The 25,836-nt window shown below is 36.6% G+C and carries 22 protein-coding genes; 13 read left to right on the top strand and 9 right to left on the bottom strand.

The window, feature by feature from the left end:
• Positions 1-51: 51 nt before the first annotated feature.
• The 3 genes from PYV58_RS18705 (at position 52) to PYV58_RS18715 (ending at position 4,818) form a co-directional block, all read left to right on the top strand.
• Positions 52-570: a hypothetical protein gene (locus tag PYV58_RS18705; RefSeq protein ID WP_034609956.1), complete on the top strand. Its 519-nt coding sequence runs from the start codon at positions 52-54 to the stop codon at positions 568-570.
• A gap of 471 nt (positions 571-1,041) precedes the next feature.
• Positions 1,042-2,844, top strand: a complete 1,803-nt coding sequence (locus PYV58_RS18710; protein ID WP_034610112.1) for an acyl-CoA dehydrogenase C-terminal domain-containing protein — start codon at positions 1,042-1,044, stop codon at positions 2,842-2,844.
• A gap of 192 nt (positions 2,845-3,036) precedes the next feature.
• On the top strand, positions 3,037-4,818 hold the full coding sequence (locus PYV58_RS18715; protein WP_004723090.1) for an acyl-CoA dehydrogenase C-terminal domain-containing protein: 1,782 nt from the start codon (positions 3,037-3,039) through the stop codon (positions 4,816-4,818).
• A gap of 220 nt (positions 4,819-5,038) precedes the next feature.
• Here the strand turns inward: PYV58_RS18715 and PYV58_RS18720 are convergent, their stop codons facing one another.
• The 3 genes from PYV58_RS18720 to PYV58_RS18730 all read right to left on the bottom strand — a co-directional run bounded on the left by PYV58_RS18720 (position 5,039) and on the right by PYV58_RS18730 (position 7,249).
• The gene (locus PYV58_RS18720; RefSeq protein ID WP_034609955.1) at positions 5,039-5,665 is read right to left on the bottom strand and encodes an FMN-binding negative transcriptional regulator; all 627 of its coding nucleotides are present in this window, start codon (positions 5,663-5,665) and stop codon (positions 5,039-5,041) included.
• Between the two features lie 10 nt (positions 5,666-5,675).
• Entirely contained in the window at positions 5,676-6,089 is a 414-nt protein-coding gene (locus tag PYV58_RS18725; protein WP_034609953.1) for a hypothetical protein, read from the bottom strand.
• Positions 6,090-6,655: 566 nt separating this feature from the next.
• Positions 6,656-7,249, bottom strand: coding sequence for a TetR/AcrR family transcriptional regulator (locus PYV58_RS18730; protein ID WP_034609951.1), 594 nt, complete (start codon positions 7,247-7,249; stop codon positions 6,656-6,658).
• Positions 7,250-7,333: 84 nt separating this feature from the next.
• On the opposite strand from PYV58_RS18730, the gene PYV58_RS18735 reads away from it, so the two are divergent.
• Positions 7,334-8,077 (top strand): HD domain-containing protein, encoded by a 744-nt coding sequence (locus PYV58_RS18735; RefSeq protein ID WP_034609949.1) that lies wholly within the window; start codon positions 7,334-7,336, stop codon positions 8,075-8,077.
• Between the two features lie 95 nt (positions 8,078-8,172).
• Entirely contained in the window at positions 8,173-8,667 is a 495-nt protein-coding gene (locus tag PYV58_RS18740) for a phosphate-starvation-inducible PsiE family protein (RefSeq protein WP_004723097.1), read from the top strand.
• A 153-nt stretch (positions 8,668-8,820) separates the two neighbouring features.
• On the opposite strand, the gene PYV58_RS18745 is transcribed toward PYV58_RS18740, so the two are convergent.
• Positions 8,821-9,318, bottom strand: coding sequence for an RcnB family protein (locus tag PYV58_RS18745; RefSeq protein WP_034609948.1), 498 nt, complete (start codon positions 9,316-9,318; stop codon positions 8,821-8,823).
• Positions 9,319-9,487: 169 nt separating this feature from the next.
• On the opposite strand from PYV58_RS18745, the gene PYV58_RS18750 reads away from it, so the two are divergent.
• A complete protein-coding gene (locus PYV58_RS18750) occupies positions 9,488-9,940 on the top strand; it encodes a hypothetical protein (protein ID WP_004723101.1) in 453 nt (150 codons plus the stop codon).
• Between the two features lie 135 nt (positions 9,941-10,075).
• Here the strand turns inward: PYV58_RS18750 and PYV58_RS18755 are convergent, their stop codons facing one another.
• The 4 genes from PYV58_RS18755 to PYV58_RS18770 form a co-directional block, all read right to left on the bottom strand.
• Positions 10,076-11,470 carry a tetratricopeptide repeat protein gene (locus PYV58_RS18755; protein ID WP_034609946.1) on the bottom strand — a complete coding sequence of 465 codons (1,395 nt, stop codon included), beginning with the start codon at positions 11,468-11,470 and terminating at the stop codon, positions 10,076-10,078.
• 91 nt (positions 11,471-11,561) lie between these two features.
• Positions 11,562-13,025: a phospholipase D family protein gene (locus tag PYV58_RS18760; protein ID WP_034609943.1), complete on the bottom strand. Its 1,464-nt coding sequence runs from the start codon at positions 13,023-13,025 to the stop codon at positions 11,562-11,564.
• A gap of 397 nt (positions 13,026-13,422) precedes the next feature.
• Positions 13,423-15,516: a zinc piracy TonB-dependent receptor ZnuD gene (gene znuD, locus PYV58_RS18765; protein WP_034609942.1), complete on the bottom strand. Its 2,094-nt coding sequence runs from the start codon at positions 15,514-15,516 to the stop codon at positions 13,423-13,425.
• 113 nt (positions 15,517-15,629) lie between these two features.
• Positions 15,630-16,889, bottom strand: coding sequence for an O-antigen ligase family protein (locus PYV58_RS18770; RefSeq protein ID WP_034609941.1), 1,260 nt, complete (start codon positions 16,887-16,889; stop codon positions 15,630-15,632).
• Between the two features lie 121 nt (positions 16,890-17,010).
• On the opposite strand from PYV58_RS18770, the gene PYV58_RS18775 reads away from it, so the two are divergent.
• The 4 genes from PYV58_RS18775 to PYV58_RS18790 all read left to right on the top strand — a co-directional run bounded on the left by PYV58_RS18775 (position 17,011) and on the right by PYV58_RS18790 (position 20,981).
• Positions 17,011-17,775 carry a DUF4184 family protein gene (locus tag PYV58_RS18775; RefSeq protein ID WP_034609940.1) on the top strand — a complete coding sequence of 255 codons (765 nt, stop codon included), beginning with the start codon at positions 17,011-17,013 and terminating at the stop codon, positions 17,773-17,775.
• A gap of 190 nt (positions 17,776-17,965) precedes the next feature.
• A complete protein-coding gene (gene aspS, locus PYV58_RS18780; protein WP_034609939.1) occupies positions 17,966-19,750 on the top strand; it encodes an aspartate--tRNA ligase in 1,785 nt (594 codons plus the stop codon).
• A 138-nt stretch (positions 19,751-19,888) separates the two neighbouring features.
• The gene (locus PYV58_RS18785) at positions 19,889-20,107 is read left to right on the top strand and encodes a hypothetical protein (protein ID WP_004723114.1); all 219 of its coding nucleotides are present in this window, start codon (positions 19,889-19,891) and stop codon (positions 20,105-20,107) included.
• A 10-nt stretch (positions 20,108-20,117) separates the two neighbouring features.
• Positions 20,118-20,981: a lysophospholipid acyltransferase family protein gene (locus PYV58_RS18790; RefSeq protein ID WP_034609938.1), complete on the top strand. Its 864-nt coding sequence runs from the start codon at positions 20,118-20,120 to the stop codon at positions 20,979-20,981.
• 51 nt (positions 20,982-21,032) lie between these two features.
• On the opposite strand, the gene PYV58_RS18795 is transcribed toward PYV58_RS18790, so the two are convergent.
• Positions 21,033-21,839, bottom strand: a complete 807-nt coding sequence (locus PYV58_RS18795; RefSeq protein ID WP_034609937.1) for a glycosyltransferase family 25 protein — start codon at positions 21,837-21,839, stop codon at positions 21,033-21,035.
• 142 nt (positions 21,840-21,981) lie between these two features.
• Here PYV58_RS18795 and PYV58_RS18800 point away from each other — a divergent pair, with 142 nt between their 5' ends.
• The 3 genes from PYV58_RS18800 to PYV58_RS18810 all read left to right on the top strand — a co-directional run bounded on the left by PYV58_RS18800 (position 21,982) and on the right by PYV58_RS18810 (position 25,829).
• On the top strand, positions 21,982-22,887 hold the full coding sequence (locus tag PYV58_RS18800; RefSeq protein WP_004819062.1) for a glycosyltransferase: 906 nt from the start codon (positions 21,982-21,984) through the stop codon (positions 22,885-22,887).
• Positions 22,888-23,143: 256 nt separating this feature from the next.
• Complete coding sequence (locus tag PYV58_RS18805) at positions 23,144-23,854, top strand: lipopolysaccharide biosynthesis protein (protein ID WP_227504199.1); 711 nt, start codon at positions 23,144-23,146, stop codon at positions 23,852-23,854.
• A 37-nt stretch (positions 23,855-23,891) separates the two neighbouring features.
• The gene (locus PYV58_RS18810; protein ID WP_034609935.1) at positions 23,892-25,829 is read left to right on the top strand and encodes an acyltransferase family protein; all 1,938 of its coding nucleotides are present in this window, start codon (positions 23,892-23,894) and stop codon (positions 25,827-25,829) included.
• The last annotated feature ends 7 nt before the right edge of the window (positions 25,830-25,836 follow it).

A 25,836-nucleotide genomic window follows, 5' to 3' on the forward strand; every position in this document is an offset into this window, starting at 1 on the left:
GCTTATTGATAGCACCATTAAAACTTTTTGATCATTTAAACATAGCAAACGATGAATAGACTTCGTACAGAAATAGAACCCGATTTTGAAACAGCACAACAACATTACCCGCTCGTACTCAAATTGATTGCCAACTACACCGACTATTGCGATGAGTTTGGTGATGAAGACTCGCTTGAATATCAAAAACTCAGTGAAAAGCTCACAGAAATTACCAGCAAAGACATCTCTCAATATGATCTTTGGGAGTGGTGGGAAGCCGAAGGCATCGAAAACCTAACCTTTGATATTTGCCTACCTGAGCCTAAAATCATCCACAATATTTCAAAACAAGAACTTACTGAAATCGTCCAGCGGATTAAAAGCTCAGATTTCCATACGCAACATGCAAATGAATTCATCAATGCTTTTTACCTCCGCACCATTTTCTCTGGAGGCTATTTCTACAATTTTTTAAAACTCAATTTTAAAGCATTTAAGCATCAATTGTTTCAACGCAATAAAGATCAAGCAGGACGATACTTTGAATATTCGGTAGAAGACATTGTGGATCGGCTTTGGGGCGAGTGATTGCCATAAAAATATCACCATTAACAAAACATGCAGTGCATTTATTGGTTTAAATCATTTAGAGTCATATTGCATTTAAATACTAAAAACATTCTCAATAACTGTAGTTTTAACCACACATTCAATCACGTCTCATTCAAAATCAAGTCTGCACTTCAATCTTTTCGCTACATTTTAAAAATATAAATGGCATTTCCGTCATATTTTGACTGCCATTTTATTGGACACAAGTTTTTACGATTTTGACTATTTGTATCCTTATTTTTCAATGAAAAGTGTTTACACTCAATGCACTTACAGCTTTCAAGCCTTTTTTCTTTGACTTTACAGTCACAGAGAAATAACCATGAAATACTTGTACGTCACTATAAGATGTTGCACGATGTAGCGGAACAAATATGTGTCATAGAAGACACACGTCGTATTTATGAAGATTATAAATCTGGTTTAACCAGTATTGAGGAAACCGATATGCCACAATACAAAGCACCCTTACGTGATATGCACTTCGTTTTGCATGAATTATTAAATGCTGAAGAACATTACGCGAAACTCCCTGCATTCCAAGAAACCGTAAGCCGTGAATTGATTGATCAATATTTAGAAGCTGGCGCGGATTTCTGTGAAAATGAATTATCTCCACTTAACCAAATCGGTGACAGTGAAGGCTGTAAATGGAATGATGGTGTAGTCACTACACCTACAGGCTTTAAAGCAGCCTATGACAAATATGTAGAATTAGGCTTCCCTTCTCTTTCAGTTCCAGAAGAACATGGCGGTCAAGGTTTACCTGGTTCTTTAGCAACAGCTATTTCCGAAATGGTAGGTGCAGCAAACTGGGCATGGGGTATGTACCCTGGTCTTTCACATGGTGCGGTTCGTACAATCGAGCATCATGGTTCTGCTGAGCAAAAAGCAACATATTTACCTAAACTTGTTTCAGGTGAATGGACTGGTACTATGTGCTTAACAGAATCTCATGCAGGTTCTGACTTAGGCATTATCCGTTCTAAAGCTGAGCCACAAGCAGATGGTAGCTATGCGATCTCTGGCGAGAAAATCTTTATCTCTGCTGGTGAACACGATATGGCGGAGAACATCGTTCACATCGTTTTGGCACGTTTACCAGGTGCTCCTAAAGGCACTAAAGGTATCTCGTTATTCATCGTACCTAAGTTCAATGTAAATGCAGATGGCTCTATTGCAGACCGTAATGCAGTTCGTTGTGGTTCAATCGAACACAAAATGGGTATCCACGGTAACGCAACTTGTGTGATCAATTTTGATAACGCAAAAGGTTTCTTGATTGGGCCTGAAAACCGTGGTTTACATGCAATGTTTACCTTCATGAACACTGCGCGTATTGGTACTGCTGTTCAAGGTTTAACAGCGTCTGAATCATCTTTCCAAGGTGCACTTGCATATGCGAAAGATCGTTTGGCAATGCGTTCACTTTCTGGTCCTAAAGCACCAGAGAAAGAAGCTGATCCAATCATTGTTCACCCAGCTGTACGTAACATGTTGATGACACAAAAAGCCTTTGCTGAAGGTGGTCGTGCATTGGTTTACTTCTTATCTCAATATGCAGATATCGTAGAGCAAGGTGTTACTGAAGAAGATCGTAAATTTGCCGACAATATCTTGTCATTATTAACACCGATTGCAAAAGCATTCTTAACTGAAACAGGTTCTGAATCAGCGAAGCATGGTGTACAAGTATTTGGTGGTCACGGCTTTATTTCTGAACACGGTATGGAGCAAATTGTACGTGATACGCGTATCTCTTGCTTATACGAAGGTACAACTGAAATCCAAGCACTTGATTTGTTAGGCCGTAAAGTATTGGGTACGCAAGGTGCGATGTTGAAAGACTTCACCAAGATCATCCATAAATTTGCAGAAGCAAACAAAGACAATGCTGACCTGAAAGAATTTGTTGAACCACTTGCTGCTCTTAACAAAGAGTGGGGTGATTTAACCATGCAAATCGGTATGAAAGCTATGCAAAATCCAGATGAAGTAGGCGCAGCTGCGGTTGACTACCTATACTTCTCTGGTTATGTAACCCTTGCATTCTTATGGGCTCGTATGGCGCTTGTTGCTCAACAAAAACTTGCTGAAGGCTCTACTGAAACTGGCTTCTATAACGCAAAAATTAAGACTGCTCGTTTCTACTTCAAGAAAATCTTACCACGCGTTCGTTCCCATGTTGACGTGATCGCGGGTGGCTTAGATCCATTGATGTCATTAGATGCTGAAGACTTTGCATTCTAAGTAGAATGCCGAGCTAGGTATTTAGAAAACTGTACTCAAGAGTGCAGAAATAGAGAAAGGACGGTCATAGCTTTGGCAGTCCTTTTTCTTTATAAATAGAGCGTTATTTACTTAGACCATCTAACAACATACATGCTTGTTGGTTAAACTGATCTAAGTCTACAGATTCAAACAATAAACAGGTGAACGAACATGCCAATTTATAATGCGCCACTTGCAGATATGAAATTCATTCTGAATGACGTTTTCAATGCAGAGCAATTCTGGCAAGCCAACGAAAAGCTTGCACATGTTGATGCGGCAACGGCTGAAGCAATTTTAGAAGAAATGGCTAAATTTGCACAAAATGTTACGCTTCCTTTAAACCGTACAGGTGATGAAGAAGGCGCTCATTATGAAAATGGCAAAGTCACGACACCTGCTGGTTTTAAAGAAGCATTCCAACAATACGCTGAAGGCGGTTGGATTGGCCTAGGTGCTGAAGAGGAATGGGGCGGTCAAGCAATGCCAAAAATGCTGACTGTACTTGCAGATGAAATGTTATTTGCTACCAACCCGTCATTCATGCTCTACCCGCTTCTCTCTGTTGGTGCGGGTATGGCGTTAAACAGCTATGCATCTCAAGAACAGAAAGAAACCTATTTACCTAAAATCTATTCAGGTGAATGGTCTGGTACGATGTGTTTAACTGAACCTCATGCAGGTACAGATTTAGGGATCATCAAAACTAAAGCTGAACCTAATCAAGATGGTACGTATAACATTACTGGTACTAAAATCTTTATTACTGGTGGTGACCACGATCTTGCTGACAACATCATTCACCTTGTTTTAGCAAAAACACCTGATGCGCCTGCGGGTTCACGTGGGATCTCACTCTTTATCGTGCCTAAATTCCTCGTCAATGCTGATGGCTCATTGGGCGAACGTAATACAGCTGGTCCTGGTTCAATTGAACACAAAATGGGGATCAAAGCGTCTGCAACATGTGTCATGAACTTTGATGCAGCCAAAGGTTTCCTTGTTGGTAAAGAAAATGAAGGGCTTGCAGCCATGTTCGTGATGATGAATTACGAACGTTTGTCTATGGGTATTCAAGGCCTAGGCGCTTCTGAATATGCATACCAAAATGCAGCACAGTATGCGACTGATCGCGTACAAGGCCGTAGTGCGACAGGTGTTAAATCTCCAAACAAACCTGCTGACAGCATCCTTGTACATGGTGATGTGCGTCGTATGTTACTCAATGCACGTGCCAACAATGAAGCTTCTCGCGCATTTGCTGTTTACGTAGGTCAACAACTCGACATTACGAAATTTTCAACCGATCCTGAAGCTGTAGCGAAGGCAAATAATCGTGTTGCATTATTAACGCCAATTGCCAAAGCCTATTTAACAGATACTGCGTTTAATGCTGCAATCGATGCACAAATGGTGTTTGGTGGCCATGGCTATATTCGTGAATGGGGTATGGAACAGTGTGTTCGTGACTTACGTATCGCGCAAATCTATGAAGGTACCAACGGCGTTCAGTCACAAGATTTAATTGGTCGTAAAACAATTAAATGTAATGGTGAATTCATTGCTGAATATATTGAAGAGATCCGTGATTTTGCCAATGGTCTAGATACCGACTTAAACTTCATTAAAGATGCGACTTTAGATATTGCAACTGAAGTAGATATGATTACGCAGCATATTTTAGAACGTGCAAAAGAAAATGCTGATTTCGCAAATGCTGCGGCAGTAGAGTATCTGCATGTTGTTGGCTTATTAAGCTTCTCTTATATGTTTGCTCGTATTGCCAATGCTGCAAAAAATAAGCAAGGTCAATTCTATCAAGACAAACTTGCATTGACTCATTACTTCATCCAACGCCTCTTGCCTGATTTAAATGCACGTGTTGCTAAAATCAAAGCAGGTGCAGAAGTTATTATGAATTTCAGCGAAGATTATTTTACGAATCAGGCTTAATTTCATCATCAACTGAAAATAAGACATTAAAACGCCCGATGATTCGGGCGTTTTTTATTTACAACTGATGTTATTTTTAAGACGTCTGCTGATCTATATCTCTTGGACGTCATAAAGCAGCTATGTTTGCTTTTCTATGCATCTTAAAATCAATGATGGTAATTATATCGTGCGGCTATAAAAGTTGATCACAATATAAATCAAGTAGCATCGTAGAGTATTACCTTGGATAAAACTTCCGAATCGATTCAGCCATCTCTGGAGATTGGTTTTGCAAAGCATTTGCTGCACTTGTGGCATCCACAGCGCTGCGATTTTGACTGACTTTAAATTTTCCTACAATTGAATCTATTTCGATTTCAATCGCCACAATTTTTTCTAATTGCTCTTCGATATAATCGTTGGGCGCATCTCCCATTTTCCAAGGTAGCGCCTGTGGTGCTTCATGTTGTCGAGTCAATCGCGCCAAAATACCCCGCAAATATTTTTCATCATCTATTTTTCGAATTGTTCCCTTCACATGCACAACACGATAGTTCCATGTCGGTACTTCCCGATGATGCTCAAATTTTCCTGGATACCAATTCGGTGAAATATAACTTTGTTCAGCATGGAAAATCACATAAGCCGATTGAACCTCTTCTAACAAGTTAAATAAAGGATTGGCTTTGGCGATATGTCCACGTAATAATCCAGAGTTGCCAGCTGACCGATCCAATTCAAAAGGAATATGATTCGCTTCAATTTCACCATCATAGATAACCATCAAACTTCCCAATGGATTCTTTTCAATTAAATCGAAAAGTTCAGGGAGATTCTCTTGTTTAAAATGAGTAGGAAGATACATGTTTTATTTCCTAATACTCTTTCGAGCCATCTGGGCTGGTTTTAAAGATTTCAGGTAATTCAGCATTTTCAGTAAAAGCTTCACCTTTGAAAATATTAACCACTTCAATGTTGCCTATAATTTGCTGATTAAACTCGTCTAATCGCTCAGCGGGAATCCATAACTCCTGACAAAAGTCATCACCAACCGTATGTATTTCAAACTGAGCCAGATACTCATCACTCAGTTCAAAACGAGTGACATAACCAATATAACCACTTGCTTGATCTTTGGTATTCCAATCTAAAGCAATTTTTTCAGCATATTTCTGATTTAAAACAGGATAGAAAATAGGTTGCCAATACAATCTTGGTGGGAAATTTTTAAAGTCACCCTTTTCAATCAATTGATATTCAAAAAGCCCAATTGGTCGGTACAAATACATTGTTATTCCTTTCATTGTATTGAAAATAATCTATCTATAGCCTAATCAAAGGAAATGATCAATTTCTTAATTAAATCGTTGTGATTTATTCACTATAAATATTTCACTTTTTTTTCATGTGCATGAAATTTGCATAGTGTTTAATTATAAATAGCGCACGCATATGCCAGTATTGGATTTATTGTTATTGCTCTATTTAGAATTAGGGGCGATAGAGGCTTCTCTATTTTTAGACCAATAAGATGTCTGTGAATATCCTAAATAGATCCTTCAGTTATTCGTGATAACCATACTGAAGAAATCATTGTCCTGTGCAAAAGAGCATAACTAAAAAACGATGAACTTAGACCCATTACTTCATCCAACATCTCTTGCCTGCTTTAAATGCCTCTATTGCTAAAATCAAAACCGATAAGAAGTAATTATGAATTGCAGCTAAAATTAGCTTACCAATCAAGCTTAATCTCATCATCAGCTGAAATAAAACCTCTAAACACCCGATCATTTAGCGTTTGCATATTCAACTCATCTTTAAAAAAATGTGCGAATTCAATTTTTTTATAAGATTATTGAATAACCATTTGTTTTAATACATTAATTGATTGCTCAGCACATGCTAATAATTGTGCCTTACTCACCCCATCCCTTGCCTGTATAGCAATTCCTTGTAATAAAGTCGCGTAATACTCACCCCAGTCATCTGCCTGAATGTCGGGTGGTATTTCCCCCTGTTGCTGTGAATGTATAAATCTGGCTTTTATTTTTTGATGTTTAGCTTGGCGAAGCTCTTTTAACCAAATTACTCTTTTTATATCACGCTCTGAGCATTCCATTGAACAGACCTGTATCAAACATCCCCGACCATTTTCTTGCGTAAAAATATCAATAGCTTGATTAAACATGGATTCAACTGATGAAAGTAAACTTTGTTGTTTTAAAGATTGTTCAATGAAGCCTCCCTCATGTTGGTCATAATAGGTTATGACTTCCCGAAACAATTGTTCTTTTGACCCAAATGCAGCATAAATACTTGCTGCTGATGAATTAAGTCCGCTCATAAGATCGGCCATAGAAGAGCATTCGTATCCATTTTTCCAGAATATATCTTTCGCCAAACGAATTGCTCTTTCTTTATCAAAGACTTTTGGACGCCCTGCCATTTTTAATATCCTATCAAATTGATATTTACTCTTAGAGATTTTAATTTTAGAATGATCATTCTAAAATAAATTAAGAGAAGAATAATGAATTCTATAGGCAAATATCAATGGGCAAAAAAATCAAATGGTTTGTTAACTCAATGGGAAAAAATTCAAATCATAAATATGATTGTTAAATCAGAATTATCTTTAGTATTTGAAAAGCTCAAATTTAAACAATCTGACCTGCTAAAGACCAATCAATTGTTGATTCCTAACAGCCAATTAATTTCAAAAATATTTAAAGATGTTGAACAATTGTACTCACCAGCTTTATTACAACATTGCATTCGGACCTATCATTGGGGACATTTACTCGCTTCTACTGATCAGGTGCATATCGATCTCGAAATACTCTACTTGGCTTCCTTACTTCATGATCTTGGATTAACTTCCCCACATATACATCATGCACAATGTGGTTGCTTTGCGGTTTATGGCGCTGAACAAGCTGATTTATTACTTGATAAAGCTGAAGCGAGTCAGGTTGTAAAAGATATTATTTTTGAAGCAATTGCAGCTCATCTCAACCCGATGGTATTAACTAAAGATTTTAGTGATATCGCAACGTATATTAATCAAGGTGCTTTTTTAGATGTAACGGGTAAACGATTATTTAAAATATCTCCAATTCATCAAAAAGAAATTCTTGCAAAGCATCCAAGAGATCACTTTCTAACAGAAATTATGGAAACAATGCAAAACGTTCACCATTCTGATAGTCGAGCTGGGTTCATGCAATCCGCCTTTATAAGGATGGTTAAGTCTAACCCATTGAATAAGTATTAATCTAAGCAAGTGAAAAGAATAGCCTTGTTCTCTTTCATGTGCATGAAATTTGCATAGTGTTTAATCGTAAATAACACAGGCAAATGGAGGATGTTATGAATAAAGATCCACGTATAGAAAAAATAGAAAACCTCCTCGATAAATTGGGCAATATTGCAGTAGAAGCATTTCATTATATTGCGCTGTTTATCATTGGCTGTATGATCGCTTGGTCAGCGGTACATACAATTATTGAAATCTTAACTGTAAAACAATACGCCAGTATTGACGATATTTTATTGTTATTCATCTATTTGGAATTAGGTGCGATGGTGGGGATCTATTTTAAGACCAACCACATGCCTGTACGTTTCTTAATTTATATCGCAATCACCGCACTCACGCGGTTACTAATTTCAGATATACAGCATGACCATAAAGCAGATATGGATTTAGTGATTATCACAGGATCTGTTTTAATTTTAGCTATTGCAATTTTGATCGTGAGATATGCGTCTTGGACATATCCTTCTGTCATTCGCGATAAGCATACTGAAAAATCATTACCCCATGGTAAAACACCACGACCAGAAGATGATGAACTGGCTTAGTCTTTTGTCTTGATTCATGCGCTTGCCCTTCTCCCTAAACAAAATCAAAGCAATACTGTATCGAAGCGTAAGACAAAGTGGAGAAGGGACTTTATTAATGTGTTGAAAATTTGATGCATTACTATTGCTCATGATGACATTTTTAAATCACGTTCAGCGATCATTGGGCACTTGTAAATAACGACCATTCTGGAAAATCCAATGCATACCAACCTGCGGATCAGGTAAACCATAACGGCGCCAATCACTAATCAACGTGTATTGCGAACTTTCTATATGACCACCCTCCCCATTTACATAACCATAACTGCTACCCGAATACTCCGTCCGGGTTGGAAACTGGTGATTATAAATAATCGTCACACCATTTTGTGGTGGGTAACTTGGGTGTGGGCCATTTGGATGCGGGTAGGGCCTATTCGGATAACTTGGGTACGTTGGATAGGGATGCTGGTATTGAGGTCGAACAGGAATCTCCTGTGACATTTGGCGGCCATATTGATCTGTATATTTATAGGTCGTTGTTGGATATTTCTTTTGAGGGCGCTCAACACTGCGATAATTCGCCCAATCTTTAGCGTCTGCCCATGTCATTGTTGAAGTTGCTGAAAGCATCAACATCAAGACACTTAAACTGAGTCTCTGTTTCATTTCAACCTCCAAACTTGAACGTATACACAACAGCTTAATATATCATTCAAGATAAATAATGGATGAATTACAGTCAAAATTTAATCTTCTTTATTGTTTATACATCAACTTGGGTAAATTCTGACATCAATCTGATAAAATATAATTTTAATCTGATGAGTGCTGTATTGTGGCTGAACTGAGCTTTGACCGTTTACATCAATTTTTTTGCAAAATCCCAAGTGTGCAAGAAGCATTTATTGATAGCTATGGTTCAGATGGCAAACAAGCATGGTGGTTTAAATTTCAAATCAATATTGACCATCCTTTAGCGTGGCAAACTGTACAAGAGCTTGGTCACGTTCTAAATTATATTTCTAAAAATGAACGTCTTCCGACTCAGTTTTTACCCGTTTCTCCTCCTCCGTATATGAATGGTGAAGCGAAACAATTTTTAGCTTGGGTGATTCAATGTAACCATGCAGATTTTTCGCCCGATGTGGTGTGTGACTGGTTAGAGGCACGTTTACCAAAACCCGTAGATGATGAAAGTAAATGGAAAATCAAAACTGATTTACATGAGTTAGATCATATTTCAAATAAAGATTTGGATGAGTTAGTTCCACCAAATCCAAAAAACTAAATAGAAAGCGACAGCTAAGAACTCATTTCAATTCGTTAACCGCCCCCTTCGCAGCTACAAGCATAGCTTACTTACTTGGAAGGGGGAGGTTTTAAAAATGCTTAACTGATCAACACTAAGGTTGAAGAACTGAGTTTATCTTTTTCGGTTCTTAGATTCAGTTTCAGTACGTTCAGCATCATTATTGACGCTTTCAATCAAGCCACCTAAATTATTGTTGAACTGGGCTCGCATTTGAATATATGTTTTTAGATTTCTCGCTTTGATCGGATCTTTAGTTGTGCCCTTGCCTGTTTGATACGCTTCTAGGGCTTTACTTTGCGTATCTTCTTCAGATGATCCATTTTCATAAGCTAAAACAGCCCAACGATAATCTTCTGGTTCATCTTCGATGCGTGCCAAATTATCCATTGCATTGACAGATCCTAGTTGAGCAGCTTGTTTAAAATATTTTTGCGCAAGTGCTTCATCATAGCCTTCATTTTCTTCGTTATAGTACCAAACACCGAGATAATTTATTGCATCAGGATCGTTTTGTGCTGCAGCTTTTTTTAAATAAATTAGACCTTTATTAATATCTATTTGTTTTTCATCACCTGACCATAAATAGTCAGATCCAAGTTCTGTTAATGCCACATGATTATTTAATTGCGCAGCTTTTAGATACAAATTCTGTTTATCTTTATCAGCATCTTTTTTTAATGCAAGCATCAAATACGCATCACTCGCACCTTGAGATGCTTGTTTTTGATAATGCGTTAAAACCTCATTTTCGAGCTGTTTAATATCCTTTTCTGACAAGTATGAGTCAGCAGCATAATCTTCAAGTAATTTTATTTTTGCTCCAATATCACCTTGATTCGAACGTTGCTGAAGCATTTGAAAATGAGCTAAATCACTATCTTTATGATCTTTTTCATAAGCAGCTTTCGTCTTGGCACCCAGTTTTTTTAGAATGTTTTCTGGACAATTCTGGATACTAGATCCCGCCCACAATAAATCCCCTTGCTGTACTGCTTTATATAACCATTGACACTGTTCATCACTATAATTCTCGGTCCCTTGGTCTAATGCAAGTACGAATGTACGTATAGCTTCAACATCACCATGTTCAGCAAGTTTTAAAATTTGTGGACGAATTTTTGTTAGTTTTTGTCTGATATCATTAGAAATACCAAAACCTTCAGCGATACTCGCTTCTAAATCCAATGATAAATATGCGTCAAAATTACCACGTTGAGCCGCTTCCAAACGCAGCTGTTTATATAAATGACTATTTTCAGGTAAAAAACGATAATCTGCTGAATTAGAATAATATTTTGAAAGTAAAAAATAAGCCTCTGCATCACCTTGATCTGCAGCTTGTTTGAATAATTGAATGGCTTTGTCAATATTAATTAAGACCGTTGGGCTACCTGTTTGCAATGTTTTTGCTTGAGTGACCAAAGCATTCTCTGCAAAACTTAATGGTGAAATAAACAGACTCAGTGTAAATAATGATTTTAAAAATGATGTTTGTAATGTTTTCATTTAAAGCTCAGCTTTGTTATTAAAAAATCTACCAAGCTTTAAATTATGTACCGAAATCTATTTATTTCGATACATATTTTTTTTGAATAAATCAAAACGTTGACAAACCACTCCATTCCATAAAACGGTAAACCCCGTATTTAAGTTTTGATTCATCAGCGTATTTGCTGTAATCCACACTCATTTGACGACCATTTAAGTTTGACCAAGCCGTATTAAAATACTGTTCAGCATCGATAAAGACTTGTTGTTGTGGATTGCCCACTACGCGTAAATCAGTTTCCAAATTATAATTTTTTAAATTACGTGAGGTAAAATTGGCTGAACCTAAAATCATTTCCGCAGATTGCGCATTATGCTTTACGATCATCTTACTATGGCACTGCTCGCCTTGGGTATTACACCAACGCACATCAATTCCTGCATCATTTAACTCTGAAGCCACTTGACGGTTTGGGATACCATTTTTTTGACGACCAAATGCATCTTTATTCGGATCAAGCAAAATACGTAATTTCACTCCACGTTGCTTGGCAGCGACTAAACCTTGAACAATTTGGCGCTCTGACAAATAGAACATGGCTAAATCAATTTGATCATTGGCTTTTGCTGACGCCAACATATTTAAGACTTCATCATAAATTGCTTTTTCAGTGAGTACTTGAACCTGAGGATTATTTGGATTTTCAGGTAGTTTGCCAAATGCAACAAAAGGCGTATCACCTCCCGACATATGCGCGACGGTTTGTTCAGTATTTAAAATATCTGTCGCAGTTGCACCGTCAACCATTAATGCGATATTGGAGTGACGTGAGCTACCATCATGAGGATTGGCAGATGTGACGATGGTTTTCCAACCTTCCGCGGTATCGACCACGATGGTTTTACGATGATTGGCTTTAAAATTAAATAAATTTAAATAACTGCGGACTGTAATTTTTTCTTCGCCAAATGGATTATTCAGCCAGCCTTTATTTGGGTTATTGCCAATATCCTGACAGCATAAATACCATATCCCAGACCAAGTAGGATTAGATGCACGGAGTGGTGTTAAATTCGTTTCAATCACATCAATGCCGCCTAAACGTAATTGACGATATTGTTCAGGCTGAATTCCACCATAAACAGAATTGATTGGATCGGTAATAAACTTAATTTCTAAGCTTGGGTTTACAATTTTTTCATTAATCAAGGCTTGGGTTAATTGCTTGGTTAATTCTCGTTGCTGAACTTTAGAATCGCCGACTTCACTGTTAAATAGAAACATATCAATCACAATGGTGGTCTTGGCTTGCTTAATCAGCTGTAACACCTGATCAAAGATATGTTGATCAAGTTGCTGCTTCCCTTGCGCATCAATATAGGTTTCATCGGCAATAAATTTTACATTGGCGTGACGCAATGGTCCGGTAAAATTCAGCCCTTTAGGAAGCGGTTTATAAACATGATAAATCGCAGAGGAGAGATATCCTAAGGCCAATATGCCGATAATAATGCCGAAATAGCGACGTTTTGACCAATTCAGTTTGTTTTGAATTTTATTGAAGATACGCATAAGAAAAGACCTAGACCAATTTAGGGTCTGTCAACATTTCATATATAACTTGCGTTGTCGGCTAAAATTGAGCAAACGAGGCATGAAATGAAGAGAATAGTGAGACTATTTTCAAGTTTCATAACGATGTTTGAGATAATTTTAACCACAACCCTGAGCAAAAAACAAAGCACTGCTTTGTTTGCAGCGCAAGGCGCAGCAGAGACGACTAGAGTGTTTTTTGATGCTACATCGTTATGATCTACTCATTTAGATCACTAAATTTCATAGCTCATGCCTTGTATCCTCTAAAAAAACACTCGTTGTCGCAAATACAGATGAAGTATTGGCAGACCCTTAGAGCCTAGGTCGAATTCCTTTATTTTTCAATAACGATTTGGTGAATGATTGCAAATAATTAGAACTTATAGTCCATACCTATGACAAAGTTACGTCCAATTTGTGGAATATTCGATAAGAAAGAAGTGTGTTCATAAATCTTCTCGTCCAACAGGTTGTTGGCTTTAAAGAATACTTTCGCTTCTTGTTTGTTGGCCAAAGGATATTGATAAGCAACGCCTAGGTTCACCATGTTATAACCTTTGGTTTCTTGTTCATAAGACGCAAATTTATCTTGATTAAACACATGTGAGTATTCTGCTGAACCAGACCAACGCTCATCAAACTCAGCATTTACACGAGCGCCTAAACGACCAGCAGGAACACGCGGTGCATTTTCATCTTCAATTTTACCACGGACATAGTCGCCAAACAGACTGGTTTTATACACATCATTCCACTGATAAGCGACTTCACCTTCTGTCCCATAGAACTTGGCTTTATCTTGACTATATTTGATCAAACGGAAGTTTTCGTATTGATCCAAAGTTTTGGCATAAATGTAGTTATCAAACCAATTTTGATAGACATGTACATGATAGCTCAACTTGTCATTGTCATAATGAAGACCTAATTCCACATTATTTGACTTCTCTTTATTTAAGTCTTGATTCCCTAATTCATAAGTGTTGGTCGCATAATGCTTTCCATCAGCATAAAGTTCTTGTGCTAAAGGCAATCGCTCTTGATGAGAACCCGTTAAAGAGAGCGTGTAATTTGGTGCAAATGCCCAATTCACAGCACCAGAATATGAAAATGCATTGCCATCAAAGTCTTTTTGAGCTGAATCGACATCCACTGTTTGATGATCAAAACGAGTCCCTAATTCCACATGAAAATCACCAAATTGGCGATGCTCTAAGCCAAATACACTATATTTTTGGGTTTTATTTGGTGCAAGAACCGCTTCTTCACCTGTGATATCTAATTTTTGCTGGCTGGCTTGAACACCCCACACACCTTCCCAAGCAGCAATCGGATTGTGTAACAACTCAACACGACCTTCATAACCTTTGCTCTTGAAGGTTGTCATTGCTGTACTGCCTTCAATTTCATCATGTTGATAGTCGGTATAACTTGCTTGTGCACGAAGTTTTTTAAAGCCTGCAAAAGGTTCATTGAGCTCAGAACGGAAATCATAACGTTCTGTTTTCATATCAATCCATGGCCCTGCTTCAGCATGATCATGGTCTTCTTCACCATGATCATGACCAGAATGATCATCATCATCGTGCCCACCACAATGCAGTGATAAACCATGTAAATGGCATGACTCATATTCATGGCTATGCCCAGGTAAACCGTATTGATCTTGGCGATTGCTATAAGAGACACCTGCAAAACCACGTTCACCGATCCAAGATAAGCCCACATTTACATTTTCAGACTCTGAAAATGTATTGCCAACTCGACGCTCTTTCGTACTATGTGCATGATCACCATGCTCTTCTGTTACGATATAGTTCGGGGTAATGTAATCATTGGCGTCACGTTTTAAGCCTTCTACACGTAATGCAACATTTGAACCTAATCCAACAGTCACTCCAGCATGTGCCATTTTTTCGTCGTTGCCCGTGTTATAACGCAGACCAACATTGCCTTCATAACCATTTTCAGGCATCGCTGTCGGAATCTTGCTGTCAACCACATTGACTAAGCCACCCACAGACCCAGCCCCATATAATAATGTTGATGGTCCTCGAATGACTTCAATTTTTTGTGCCAACTGCGGATCTACAGTGACGGCATGGTCGGGTGACAAACTTGAAACATCCATTGTCTCTGTTGCATTCTGAGTCACTTTAACCCGTGCCCCCTCTTGCCCACGAATTACAGGGCGACTAGAACCCGCCCCAAAGGTATTGGAATAGACCCCTAATTCATCTTTGAGTGCTTCACCTAAAGTCGTGCCCGCCTGTTGTAGTTTTTCACGTGAAACAGTTTCATCTGCAACGCCAAAATCTTGACTTGAACGGACCAAGGGATGTCCAACAACGGTAATGGTTTCTAATTGTTGTGGATTTTTTTCAGTATTGGTTTGATCTTCAGCCCAAATAGAAGTTGAAATAACTGCAGAAATGGAAAGTGTTAGGGCACTTTTGGTAAAGGACATGCGATTGCTCTCAAAGCTCAATATTTTTGAATTATGTTATATTATAACATTTCAATATTTTTGCAATAAAAAAAGGAAATCAAAACTGATTTCCTTTGCATTTAAAATTAAATTTATTTTGTTTTCATAAGCTTATTAATCAAAATAAAGCTCATAAGAGAAGCAGTCACCCAATAGAACACATAGGTCGTATTTTGAAAAAATAAATAATATTCCGTAAGACCGCTACACATATAATAGATTACGAACACTGTACCAGTGATTGCTAAGTTTTGAATTAGCAAATTTTTAGCAAAGATATGCTTTATAAAAAAAACCAAAGCAGTCAAAAATGTCATCAATAAACCAATAAATCCAATCAAACCATTTGCTGCTAATTCATGGAAGTAGATGCTATGCATGTGCTGAAAACAATGTGGTAAATCGCCTCGTTTATATAAACGGCAATTTTCAGCTTCTATTTCATACATCCCGATTCCTGTGAAAGGTGAGGTTTTAAACATTTCCACTGAATTATTCCAAAGGAATAATCTAATTCCCGAACTATTTTGATAATTATTATTACGAATATTGAGTGAATCAGATTGAAAGTTTTCAACTCTTTTTAGCAGTGGGGAATTTGGAATAATCATATTTATGCCAATAAAACAAACAACCAAACCCAGCATCAAAATGATTTTTTTTAATTGAGTTTTGGTATAGAAAAGAACTAAAAAGCCCAATACAAATAACAACCCCAACCATGCTCCTCTAGTGCCATGAAGGATTAAAAGAAACATACAGAGTAAGCTGGTCACTAAATATAAATAAGATTGTTTACCTTTTAAATAAAATGAATAACATAGCAAAAGTATTGTGAGCGAAATAAAGCCGATATCATAACTAATCACTGGATTAAAGAAAATACTAAACAGGCCGCGATCAAACTGTAACATTACCCCCCAATACAATAAGTAAGGGGTCAACAAAAACAATATAAAAAACAATATTCGATAAAAACACTCGGCATTAAAATTACTTTTATAATAAATTGTCGGTAAAAAAATGAATGGAATAAACCAAATATACTGGTTAATAATATGCTTATACGTACTCAATAGATTATGCGGAACTGAATCAAGTCGAAAAAGTGACTGATTTAATACAGTAGTACTTATAAAGCCAATACAACAAAATGCAATCAGATAAAAATTTGTTTTTATAACTTCCCCTTTAATCCAAAAATAGGTAAAAAGTAAAATTAAAACAATTGAAATATTCCAATGCCGAAAATTATCATTAAAAATATAATGCGCAAATACAATAACAAAAAGGATAGATATTAAAAAAATAAATTTATTATTTTTTATCATCAAAGAATAACTTTCAAACATTGACACTTTAGATCTACTCAATTTTTTGTAATATTCTACTTTGAAATTACATTTAATTCATTGATGTAAACAACAAATTAACGAATAATTTCCTAATATAAGTTTTAATAACCTATTTTCAATGCCCTTTACACTTTCACATGCTGTTTTAGCGCCACCTTTGTCCAAACTTTCAGGAAATCGTTTGCCGATTGCAGCACTCACGATTGGCACAATGACACCAGATTTGTATAGAGTATTGGTTAAAACTGAAATTTATTTAAATCATCAGTTTAAAGGAATTATCTATCCAGATTTATTGGTGGGATTACTGTTCTGCTTACTTTGGTATAGCTTATATCGCCCATTATTATTTAAGTTTTTAGGCATTCAAAAACCATTAAACATTGCTTCTTTTTCAACTTTTTTTCAATTTCTAATTTGGATGGTATTGGCGATTATTTTAGGTACAGCAACCCATATTATTTGGGATGGTTTAACCCATTTAGATTTTCGAACTTTCGCTTTTAAAGAATTTTTAGCGCAACCCGTCAGTATATTTGATCGTATTTATCCAATGCATAAAGTCCTACAAATCGGCTGCTCTGCTGCGGCTTTACCGTTTTTAATGTGGATGGGTTTGCATTACTTTTTTAAATATAGAGCCCGTCAAATACGCAATCTTAAAGTAAATTTTTTCTGTATAAGCTTATTTGTAAGCTCATTTTTTAGTGGTTGCTTATATTATGTGTATATTGCCAAAAGTACAGGCTTCGTTCCACAAGACACTGATCTATATGTGCTGATTGGTTTGTTTATGAAATTTTTTACCCAAGGCTCAATCCTTTGTTTCACTTTAGGTTGCCTATTGTTTCATTATTTGAATTATAAAAAATATTTTGAATGATGCTCTATTTGCCGTTTCATTCACTGAAACTTTATCAAAATCAGCTTAAATTTATTCGGCAACATGCTAGTTTTTGCCCCAAGTCCTTGTGACTCACCGCTCAAAGAGGCATAATCTCACATTACATTTTTAGGCGATGCGCTGTTTACGTACTCGCTTCCTTAACCCATATAGTTGGATTTTTAACGCTATGATGCGAACTCATTATTGCGGTTCTTTAACCGAAGCTCAAATTGACCAGACTGTAACGCTTTGCGGCTGGGTACATCGTCGCCGTGACCACGGTGGGGTGATTTTCCTTGATATGCGTGATCGTGATGGTCTCGTTCAAGTCGTCATCGATCCAGATACCCCAGAAGCATTTGCAACTGCGGATAAAGCACGTTCAGAATATGTATTAAAAATTGTAGGACGTGTACGTCGTCGCTATGAAGGCACCGAAAATGCCAATATGGTGAGTGGTCAAATCGAAGTTTTAGGTAAAGAAATCGAAGTTCTTGCTGCATCTGAAACTCCACCATTCCCATTGAATGATGAAAATGCCAATATTTCTGAAGAAATCCGTCTGAAATATCGTTTCCTCGATATTCGTCGTCCAGAAATGATTGATCGCTTACGTTTCCGTTCTAAAGTAACCACGTTAATTCGTAACTACTTAGATGAACATGGCTTCTTGGATGTTGAAACACCAATCTTGACACGTGCAACACCTGAAGGCGCGCGTGACTATTTAGTACCTAGCCGTGTTTCAAATGGTAGCTTTTATGCACTTCCGCAATCACCACAACTATTTAAACAATTGTTGATGGTTGGTGGTGTAGACCGTTATTACCAAATCGCAAAATGTTTCCGTGATGAAGATTTACGTGCAGATCGTCAACCAGAATTTACTCAAATCGACATCGAAACATCGTTCTTAAACGATGACGATATTATGGATTTGATGGAAGGCATGACCATTAAGATGTTCAATGAACTTCTTGGCGTAAAATTCGACAAATTCCAACGTATGACTTATGCAGATGCTATGCGTGATTATGCATCTGACAAACCAGACTTACGTATCCCTTTGAAACTTGTAGACGTTGCTGACATGATGCAGGACGTTGAGTTCAAAGTATTTGCCGGCCCAGCAAAAGATCCTAAAGGCCGTATTGTTGCACTTCGTGTACCAGGAGCAGGTTCACTGCCACGTAGCCAAATTGATGAATACACTAAATTCGTTGGAATTTATGGCGCGAAAGGCTTGGCTTATATTAAAGTCAATGAACTTGAAAAAGGTATCGAAGGTCTTCAATCACCTATCGTTAAATTCATCGAACCAATCGTGCTTGATTTGTTAAAGCGTGTTGGTGCTGAAAATGGCGACATCGTATTCTTTGGTGCTGATAAAGCCAAAGTTGTAAATGATGCAATGGGTGCTTTACGTATCAAGATCGGTCACGACATGAACATGTCAACAACCGAGTGGGCGCCACTTTGGGTTGTTGATTTCCCAATGTTTGAAGAAACTGATGATGGTAAATGGACCTCTGTTCACCACCCATTCACACTTCCAAAATCAAGTGTTGAAGAAGTGAAAAGCAATCCAGGTGCAGCACTTTCTGTTGCTTACGATATGGTATTGAATGGTACTGAAATCGGTGGTGGTTCATTGCGTATCTATACTTTAGAAATGCAAAAAGCCATTTTTGAAGCTTTAGGTATTGGCGAAGAAGAAGCTGAAGAAAAATTCAGTTTCTTATTAAATGCTTTAAAATTCGGTGCGCCTCCTCATGGTGGTTTAGCATTCGGTTTAGACCGTTTAGTGATGTTGATGACAGGCTCATCATCTATCCGTGACGTGATTGCTTTCCCGAAAACTAAAACGGCTGAGTGTCCATTAACTCAAGCACCTGCGCCAGTTGAACCAAATCAATTGCGTGACTTAGGTATTCGTTTACGCGAAAAACCAAAAGCTGAAGAAGCTAAATAATTTTTAGCTGTTTGATCGAAAACCCTGCGCTATGCAGGGTTTTCTGTTTTGCGTATGTATTTTATTTCGATAGGTTCTAATTGAGATAAGTTCTCATAAATGGCATACTATCGCTGTTAACTTTTGAGGTGAAAACCTATGGCTATGCGACCTAATGTACTTCGTCATACAATTATTATCATTGTATTTTCAGTGGTTCAATGGGGATTTATGCGTTATATCCTAAGCCATCAGTTGTTTAATTTAGATACTTATCAACGTATTTTATATTTCAGCATGAGCAGTTTTATTGCTGGTTTCTTTATTATTTCAGCACTGATTTACTTGGTGTTGAAAGGCAATGCTGACCGCGACTAATATTCATTAAATGTATAAGCTACTTAAAACTTTCTCTCGATTACCTCTAGGTATGATACAAAGTATTGCTAGAGGTGTCGGGAATTTATTGTTTATGAGTAATTCTTCAGCAAAACGCACCACTGAATTGAATTTAACTGCGGCATATCCTGAGCTTGATGAACAACAACGTAATCAACTGATTAAGGCCAGTTTAAAAAGTCAATGTATGACTTATGCAGAGTCAATTAAAATTTGGGGATCTTCTCCAGAGTTTGCCTTAGCACAAATTAAACAGGTCTATAATGCTGAGATTTTTCTCAATGCATTAAAGAATCCCAATGGTAGTATTGGTGTGGTCCCTCATTTTGGGGCGTGGGAACTCATGAATGCGTGGATCAATCAACATACTCATCCCGTTATCATGTATAAGCCGAGTCGAAATAAAGACTTAGATCGGTTTATGCTAGAGTCTCGCCAACGCTTAAATGCAACATTAGTACCCACTGATGATACTGGTGTACGTGCGTTATTTAAACATTTAAAACAAGGTGGATTTACCGCTATCCTTCCTGACCATATTCCCAAAGAGTCTGGCGGTATTTATTCTGAGTTTTATGGGCAAAAAGCATTTTCTTCAACTTTGCTTTCAAAGCTTGCTGCAAAAACCCAATGTTCAGTTGTGGGTTTAACCTGTGTTCGTCGCCCTGATTTCTCAGGTTTTGATATACATTTTACGGCACTATCTCAAGATATTAATTCTAAAGATTTACAGCTTTCTGTCGATACCTTGAACAAAGAAATGGAGCGAATGATTAACATCGCTCCTGAACAGTATTTATGGGGTTATAAACGATTTAGGAAGTTAGAGGGTGGTAGGAATTTGTATAAATAAGCAAATTCTTACCACTAATCAATACTCAAAATCATATTTAAATATTAAATTTTAACGGAATTTTATTTTCACAACCCGAATACCCTGTCTAAACTTTGTCAGCGTAATCAACATTTTTTGAATTTTTCTAAAAATTCGTGAACATTCTTTTTTCAATTTAGCACTGAATTTCAAGTTTTCTTTTTTTAGAGACTTACCTTTTCTGAGGTTTCTCACGTCCTCTAAGGCACTAGGAAATTGTGTATTACCTCTCCTCAAGATCATATCTTGAATACATAATGCCGGGCTAAGTTGGTACACTTCAAGCTCAGGGCACTCTCTAAATAAAAAGTGATCGACTGGAATCAATACTTTTGATTCAACGATAAAACTGAGTAATTTTTTTGCTACATCTAGGGATAAGATATAACCACCACACCCCATATGCGCCTCGCGTAATAACAATAGCTTACGAGCGTTGGGAGCTGAAAGGTTTTGTTGTTTTAACGCCACATCAATTTTTTTATAAAAGACTTCCAACTTGATCACTGAGCATTCTTTTGGAATCCATGCATCATCCAATAAAAAATCTTTTGCATGCTCACCTAAATAAATATCATCTTCAAAAATTACAATATAATCAAGTTGCTCATCTATGGCCTTTTTCCACAACAGCATGTGACTGAGTAAGCAACTCACTTCATTTTGATGTAAATTTGTTGTATACCCGACCATACCAAGTTGAGATGTCGCGATATCTATATTCGCAGGTGTAATCGCATCAAAAAATTCAAAATCTACTTCTTGTTTTGCAAATTCAGCATCGATATGCTTACGGCGCTCTTGAGCCGCTGATAAACTAATAACAAAATTTTTCATAAAAACTCTTACAACAATTACTTATAAATTTAATTTTGAGATCGACTCCACGATAAAGATTAATGTTCATTTAATTTAATCGCATTTAGCGATATACTATATGGCACCACTCTAATAAATGTGATTTTAGGGGCTATAAATAATGATTACTGAAAACATTAAAATTTTTGTAGGTTGCGATCCCAATAACTGTGACCTTGAACAACTTATGGTATTAGAACACAGTGTTCGTAAACATACACAGCATAATGTTGAAATTATTTGGATGCAACTTAGTCATGACATAAATAGTCCATGGTACAGCAATCAAGACACAGGTAAAGGATGGTCTACAGAAAAGTGGGCAACACCTTTTTCAGGTTTCCGCTGGGCAATACCTGAGTTATGTGACTTTAAAGGCCGTGCGATTTATATGGATGCAGATGTAATCGTGCTCTGTGATATTGCAGAACTTTGGTCACACCCGATGAATAATGATGCAATTGTTATTGCGAAAGGTGGGAAAAGTTCAGCACGTTTATGTACTTGCGTATGGGATTGTGAAAAAGCTAAACAATATCTCCCACCACTTGATGAGATCCGTAACAATCCGGAAAGTCATAAGAATTTAATGCGTCTTATCAAAGAAAAGCCTCAGTTAGTTGAACCTTACCAAGATTCTTACAACAATATTGATGGTGAAGATTTAGCGATCGAACAAATTAAAGTATTACATTATTCAGACATGGGAACTCAATTTAGTCATAAGTATGCAATTCCACGTCTTGCTGAAATGAATCAAAAGCATTGGTTTGATGGCAAAATTATGCCTCATCCTCGTCAAGATTTAGTTGAATTATTTGATCAATACTATGCAGAAGCACTGGAGCTGGGATATAGGCCTGAAAATTATTTAATTGAACCTTTTGGAACTTTTTCAAAAGCAAGTCAAATTAATTACCACGGTAATAAAGTGACTCGTCCAGATCAAGAAACCAATTGGTTGAACAAGCAAATACGTAAAATTAAAGCTAAATTTAAAAAATCTACATTCACTTTAGATGGATAAATTGTCGAATAGACAATTTTCCATCTTCACTCATTTTCTCATTACGACGCTATATGAACTATAAAGTACCACAATCGATTCAATTGCTGTTTTCAAATTTTATTTTAAGAAATATAAATTAATTTATAAACATAGCCACCCTAAAACATACCGACATAATCGCAGATACTGGCCTTATTATTCTGTAAAAAGAAATAAATTTGGTGGAATTGATCAGATTTATTTTCGCAAGAAACTTGTTGTCGATAATTCAGTCATGCCAACAAGTGCTTGTAAAAAAAGCATGTTGATTGCAACAGGACCCTCTATTCAGAAATATCCAGCAGACGTATTTCAAAAGCAAGATATTGATTATATAGGTGTTAATGGATCAATTTCATTAGATCACGTTCAATTTAAATATTATGTCATTATCGATCATAATTTTACTCAAAACCGTTTTGATTTAGTGCTCAAAGTACTTCAGAGCCAATGTACTTTTTTCACCACACCCCGCTGTCTTGATATAATTTTCAGAAAAATTCATCCTGATCAAATTAAATGCCAAATTAAAGTCATTGAAACGATTACAGAAGGTAAAGTTGAACGATTTTTAGGGCCACGTATTACCATCAACCCTCACCAAAACTATTTTTACTTAGAAGGAAATAAAGGATTTTCTCAGCATATCCATGATGCCATTTTTGACTATTTCACAGTGCCATATGTTGCTTTACAGATTATTTATGCCCTATCTTATCAAGAAATTTATTTGGCCGGTTTAGACATGAATAACTTTAATCAGCCACGTTTTTATGAAAAGAGTACCAACAAACAACCGACAATGCTCAATCAATACTTAACTGAAATATTTCCAGCATTTGACGCTGCCTCGCACTTTTTAAACAAGCAGAATATTAAAGTTTACAATCTTTCACTTAAGAGTGCGATAGAGTCGTTCGAGAAATTAGATCCAAAGCTTTTATAAAACTTGGATTCACCTTAGCTCCTAATTCGTTTTCAATATGCAAACCAAAAATTTTCGTGATGATATCAATGGGCTCCGCGCCTATGCCGTAATACTTGTCGTTCTGTTCCATTTCGGGGTTTCAGGATTTTCTGCTGGTTTTTTAGGCGTCGATGTTTTCTTTGTTATTTCTGGTTATCTAATGACCAAAATTATTATTGAGAACCTTGAAAGAAACAGTTTCTCTTTTATAAACTTTTATTTAGCGCGAATCACACGGATTTTTCCTGCACTTTTTTTTGTCGTATTGGCTATGACGGTTTGTGGATGGCTTTTTTTCATCCCAGAAGATTTTAAGCTATTTGCTAAAGATGCAAAATATAGTCTAAGTTTTTTATCCAATGACTTATATTATCGTCAAGCAGGTGATTATTTTGCTGTAAGCTCACATGATAAAGCCTTACTGCATACTTGGTCTTTATCAGTAGAATGGCAATTTTATATATTATTTCCTATTCTTGTTTATTTATATTTTAAAATTATTCAAAATAAAAAATTCTTAGGGATATTTTTAATCTTATTATGTATTTCATCTTTAAGCTTTTCGATTTATATCTCATCTAAAGACTCCATCTATGCTTTTTTTAAGCTCAGCTCTCGTGCTTGGGAATTGCTTGCTGGTGGCTTGGCTTATTATTATTTTAGAACGTATACACCAACCCAACCGATAAAGTATTTTTTTGAAATTGTTGGTTTCTCATGCATTGTGCTCAGTTTAGTTCTGTTTGGTCAAGATACGATATGGCCAAGTTATAACGCATTAGTTCCTGTAGTTGGAACGATGTTGATTCTTATTGCCAATCAGCAAAATTCAATTTTCACAAAATTTAAATTAATTCAAAATATAGGCAGTGCCTCTTACTCTATTTATTTGTGGCATTGGCCTGTTGCCTTTTTACTGGGATATTTTTTCTTTGAAAAAAACTTCGTCAATATTAGTCTAGCGATTCTAATCTCTTTTATCTTAGGTTGGTTAAGCTATAAATATATTGAGAGCTCAAGAAAATATTTAGTCAATATCAAGATATATTACTGCTATTCACTATTCTTTATTCTTCTTATTTCTGCATCTATGCTCTATTCATACATCAACAAGGATGGTGTAAAAAGTCGCGCAGATTCTCTATATTTAAAACACAATGAAAAACTTGAAATGCCAAAAGTTTCCAATGGCTGGTGTTTTTATAATATTAAAGACGATCACAGTCTTAAGGTGGGTCAAAAAGGTCTTGAATGTCATATTGGATCGAAGCAAGCTGATGCTCAACCCGTGCTTTTATTTGGCGATTCTTTTGCAGGGCATAATATTCCCTTTTGGCATTATCTTGGTAAAGAACTCAACTTAAATATCCATGCTATTACTACAAATTGGTGTTATCCGAGTATAGATAAACAATTTACAGGGGACAAAAACTCAACAGCCTACCAGCAATGCATGCTGAACCGAGACTACTTAAAAAACAATATAAATCAATACAATGTATTAATATTTGCAGGTCGCTGGTCCGATATTGTACAACAGCATCAAGAACAGAGCTTTGAGAATTTGCTAAAGCTCGCCAATCAATCTCATAAGAAAGTTATTGTGATGTCCGAGCCTTATGCCTTTGATGCAAACATTAGCCTTTTATACAAAAGATCATTGTGGTTACATCGAAATTTCAATCTCAATAATTATTTTGATAATGTTAAAGCGAAACAGCAAAGAATTGCACTACAGCACATCACAGACATGACTCAGCGCTATCCAAATACGTTATTGCTCACTCAAGCTGATTTATTTAAACCAAATCATATGGCAAAAGAAAGTATTCCCTATTCTTTGGATGGTCGCCACTTATCTGTTTTTGGTTCATTATCATCTGAAGAGTACTTTACTCAACAGGCTAAATATAAAGTACTGAAACAGTTTTTATCTTCTACAGACGAACCATAGCTTTTAT

This window comes from Acinetobacter sp. TAC-1 (assembly GCF_029025845.1).
Lineage (GTDB): Bacteria > Pseudomonadota > Gammaproteobacteria > Pseudomonadales > Moraxellaceae > Acinetobacter > Acinetobacter guillouiae.

What these genes read in the sequence shown, in the direction of transcription:
- PYV58_RS18705 (WP_034609956.1), top strand. Translation starts at nt 52, where the DNA reads ATGAATAGACTTCGTACAGAAATAGAACCCGATTTTGAAACAGCACAA.
- PYV58_RS18710 (WP_034610112.1), top strand. Translation starts at nt 1,042, where the DNA reads ATGCCACAATACAAAGCACCCTTACGTGATATGCACTTCGTTTTGCAT.
- PYV58_RS18715 (WP_004723090.1), top strand. Translation starts at nt 3,037, where the DNA reads ATGCCAATTTATAATGCGCCACTTGCAGATATGAAATTCATTCTGAAT.
- PYV58_RS18720 (WP_034609955.1), bottom strand. Translation starts at nt 5,665, where the DNA reads ATGTATCTTCCTACTCATTTTAAACAAGAGAATCTCCCTGAACTTTTC.
- PYV58_RS18725 (WP_034609953.1), bottom strand. Translation starts at nt 6,089, where the DNA reads ATGTATTTGTACCGACCAATTGGGCTTTTTGAATATCAATTGATTGAA.
- PYV58_RS18730 (WP_034609951.1), bottom strand. Translation starts at nt 7,249, where the DNA reads ATGGCAGGGCGTCCAAAAGTCTTTGATAAAGAAAGAGCAATTCGTTTG.
- PYV58_RS18735 (WP_034609949.1), top strand. Translation starts at nt 7,334, where the DNA reads ATGAATTCTATAGGCAAATATCAATGGGCAAAAAAATCAAATGGTTTG.
- PYV58_RS18740 (WP_004723097.1), top strand. Translation starts at nt 8,173, where the DNA reads ATGAATAAAGATCCACGTATAGAAAAAATAGAAAACCTCCTCGATAAA.
- PYV58_RS18745 (WP_034609948.1), bottom strand. Translation starts at nt 9,318, where the DNA reads ATGAAACAGAGACTCAGTTTAAGTGTCTTGATGTTGATGCTTTCAGCA.
- PYV58_RS18755 (WP_034609946.1), bottom strand. Translation starts at nt 11,470, where the DNA reads ATGAAAACATTACAAACATCATTTTTAAAATCATTATTTACACTGAGT.
- PYV58_RS18760 (WP_034609943.1), bottom strand. Translation starts at nt 13,025, where the DNA reads ATGCGTATCTTCAATAAAATTCAAAACAAACTGAATTGGTCAAAACGT.
- znuD (WP_034609942.1), bottom strand. Translation starts at nt 15,516, where the DNA reads ATGTCCTTTACCAAAAGTGCCCTAACACTTTCCATTTCTGCAGTTATT.
- PYV58_RS18770 (WP_034609941.1), bottom strand. Translation starts at nt 16,889, where the DNA reads ATGTTTGAAAGTTATTCTTTGATGATAAAAAATAATAAATTTATTTTT.
- PYV58_RS18775 (WP_034609940.1), top strand. Translation starts at nt 17,011, where the DNA reads ATGCCCTTTACACTTTCACATGCTGTTTTAGCGCCACCTTTGTCCAAA.
- aspS (WP_034609939.1), top strand. Translation starts at nt 17,966, where the DNA reads ATGATGCGAACTCATTATTGCGGTTCTTTAACCGAAGCTCAAATTGAC.
- PYV58_RS18785 (WP_004723114.1), top strand. Translation starts at nt 19,889, where the DNA reads ATGGCTATGCGACCTAATGTACTTCGTCATACAATTATTATCATTGTA.
- PYV58_RS18790 (WP_034609938.1), top strand. Translation starts at nt 20,118, where the DNA reads ATGTATAAGCTACTTAAAACTTTCTCTCGATTACCTCTAGGTATGATA.
- PYV58_RS18795 (WP_034609937.1), bottom strand. Translation starts at nt 21,839, where the DNA reads ATGAAAAATTTTGTTATTAGTTTATCAGCGGCTCAAGAGCGCCGTAAG.
- PYV58_RS18800 (WP_004819062.1), top strand. Translation starts at nt 21,982, where the DNA reads ATGATTACTGAAAACATTAAAATTTTTGTAGGTTGCGATCCCAATAAC.
- PYV58_RS18805 (WP_227504199.1), top strand. Translation starts at nt 23,144, where the DNA reads ATGCCAACAAGTGCTTGTAAAAAAAGCATGTTGATTGCAACAGGACCC.
- PYV58_RS18810 (WP_034609935.1), top strand. Translation starts at nt 23,892, where the DNA reads ATGCAAACCAAAAATTTTCGTGATGATATCAATGGGCTCCGCGCCTAT.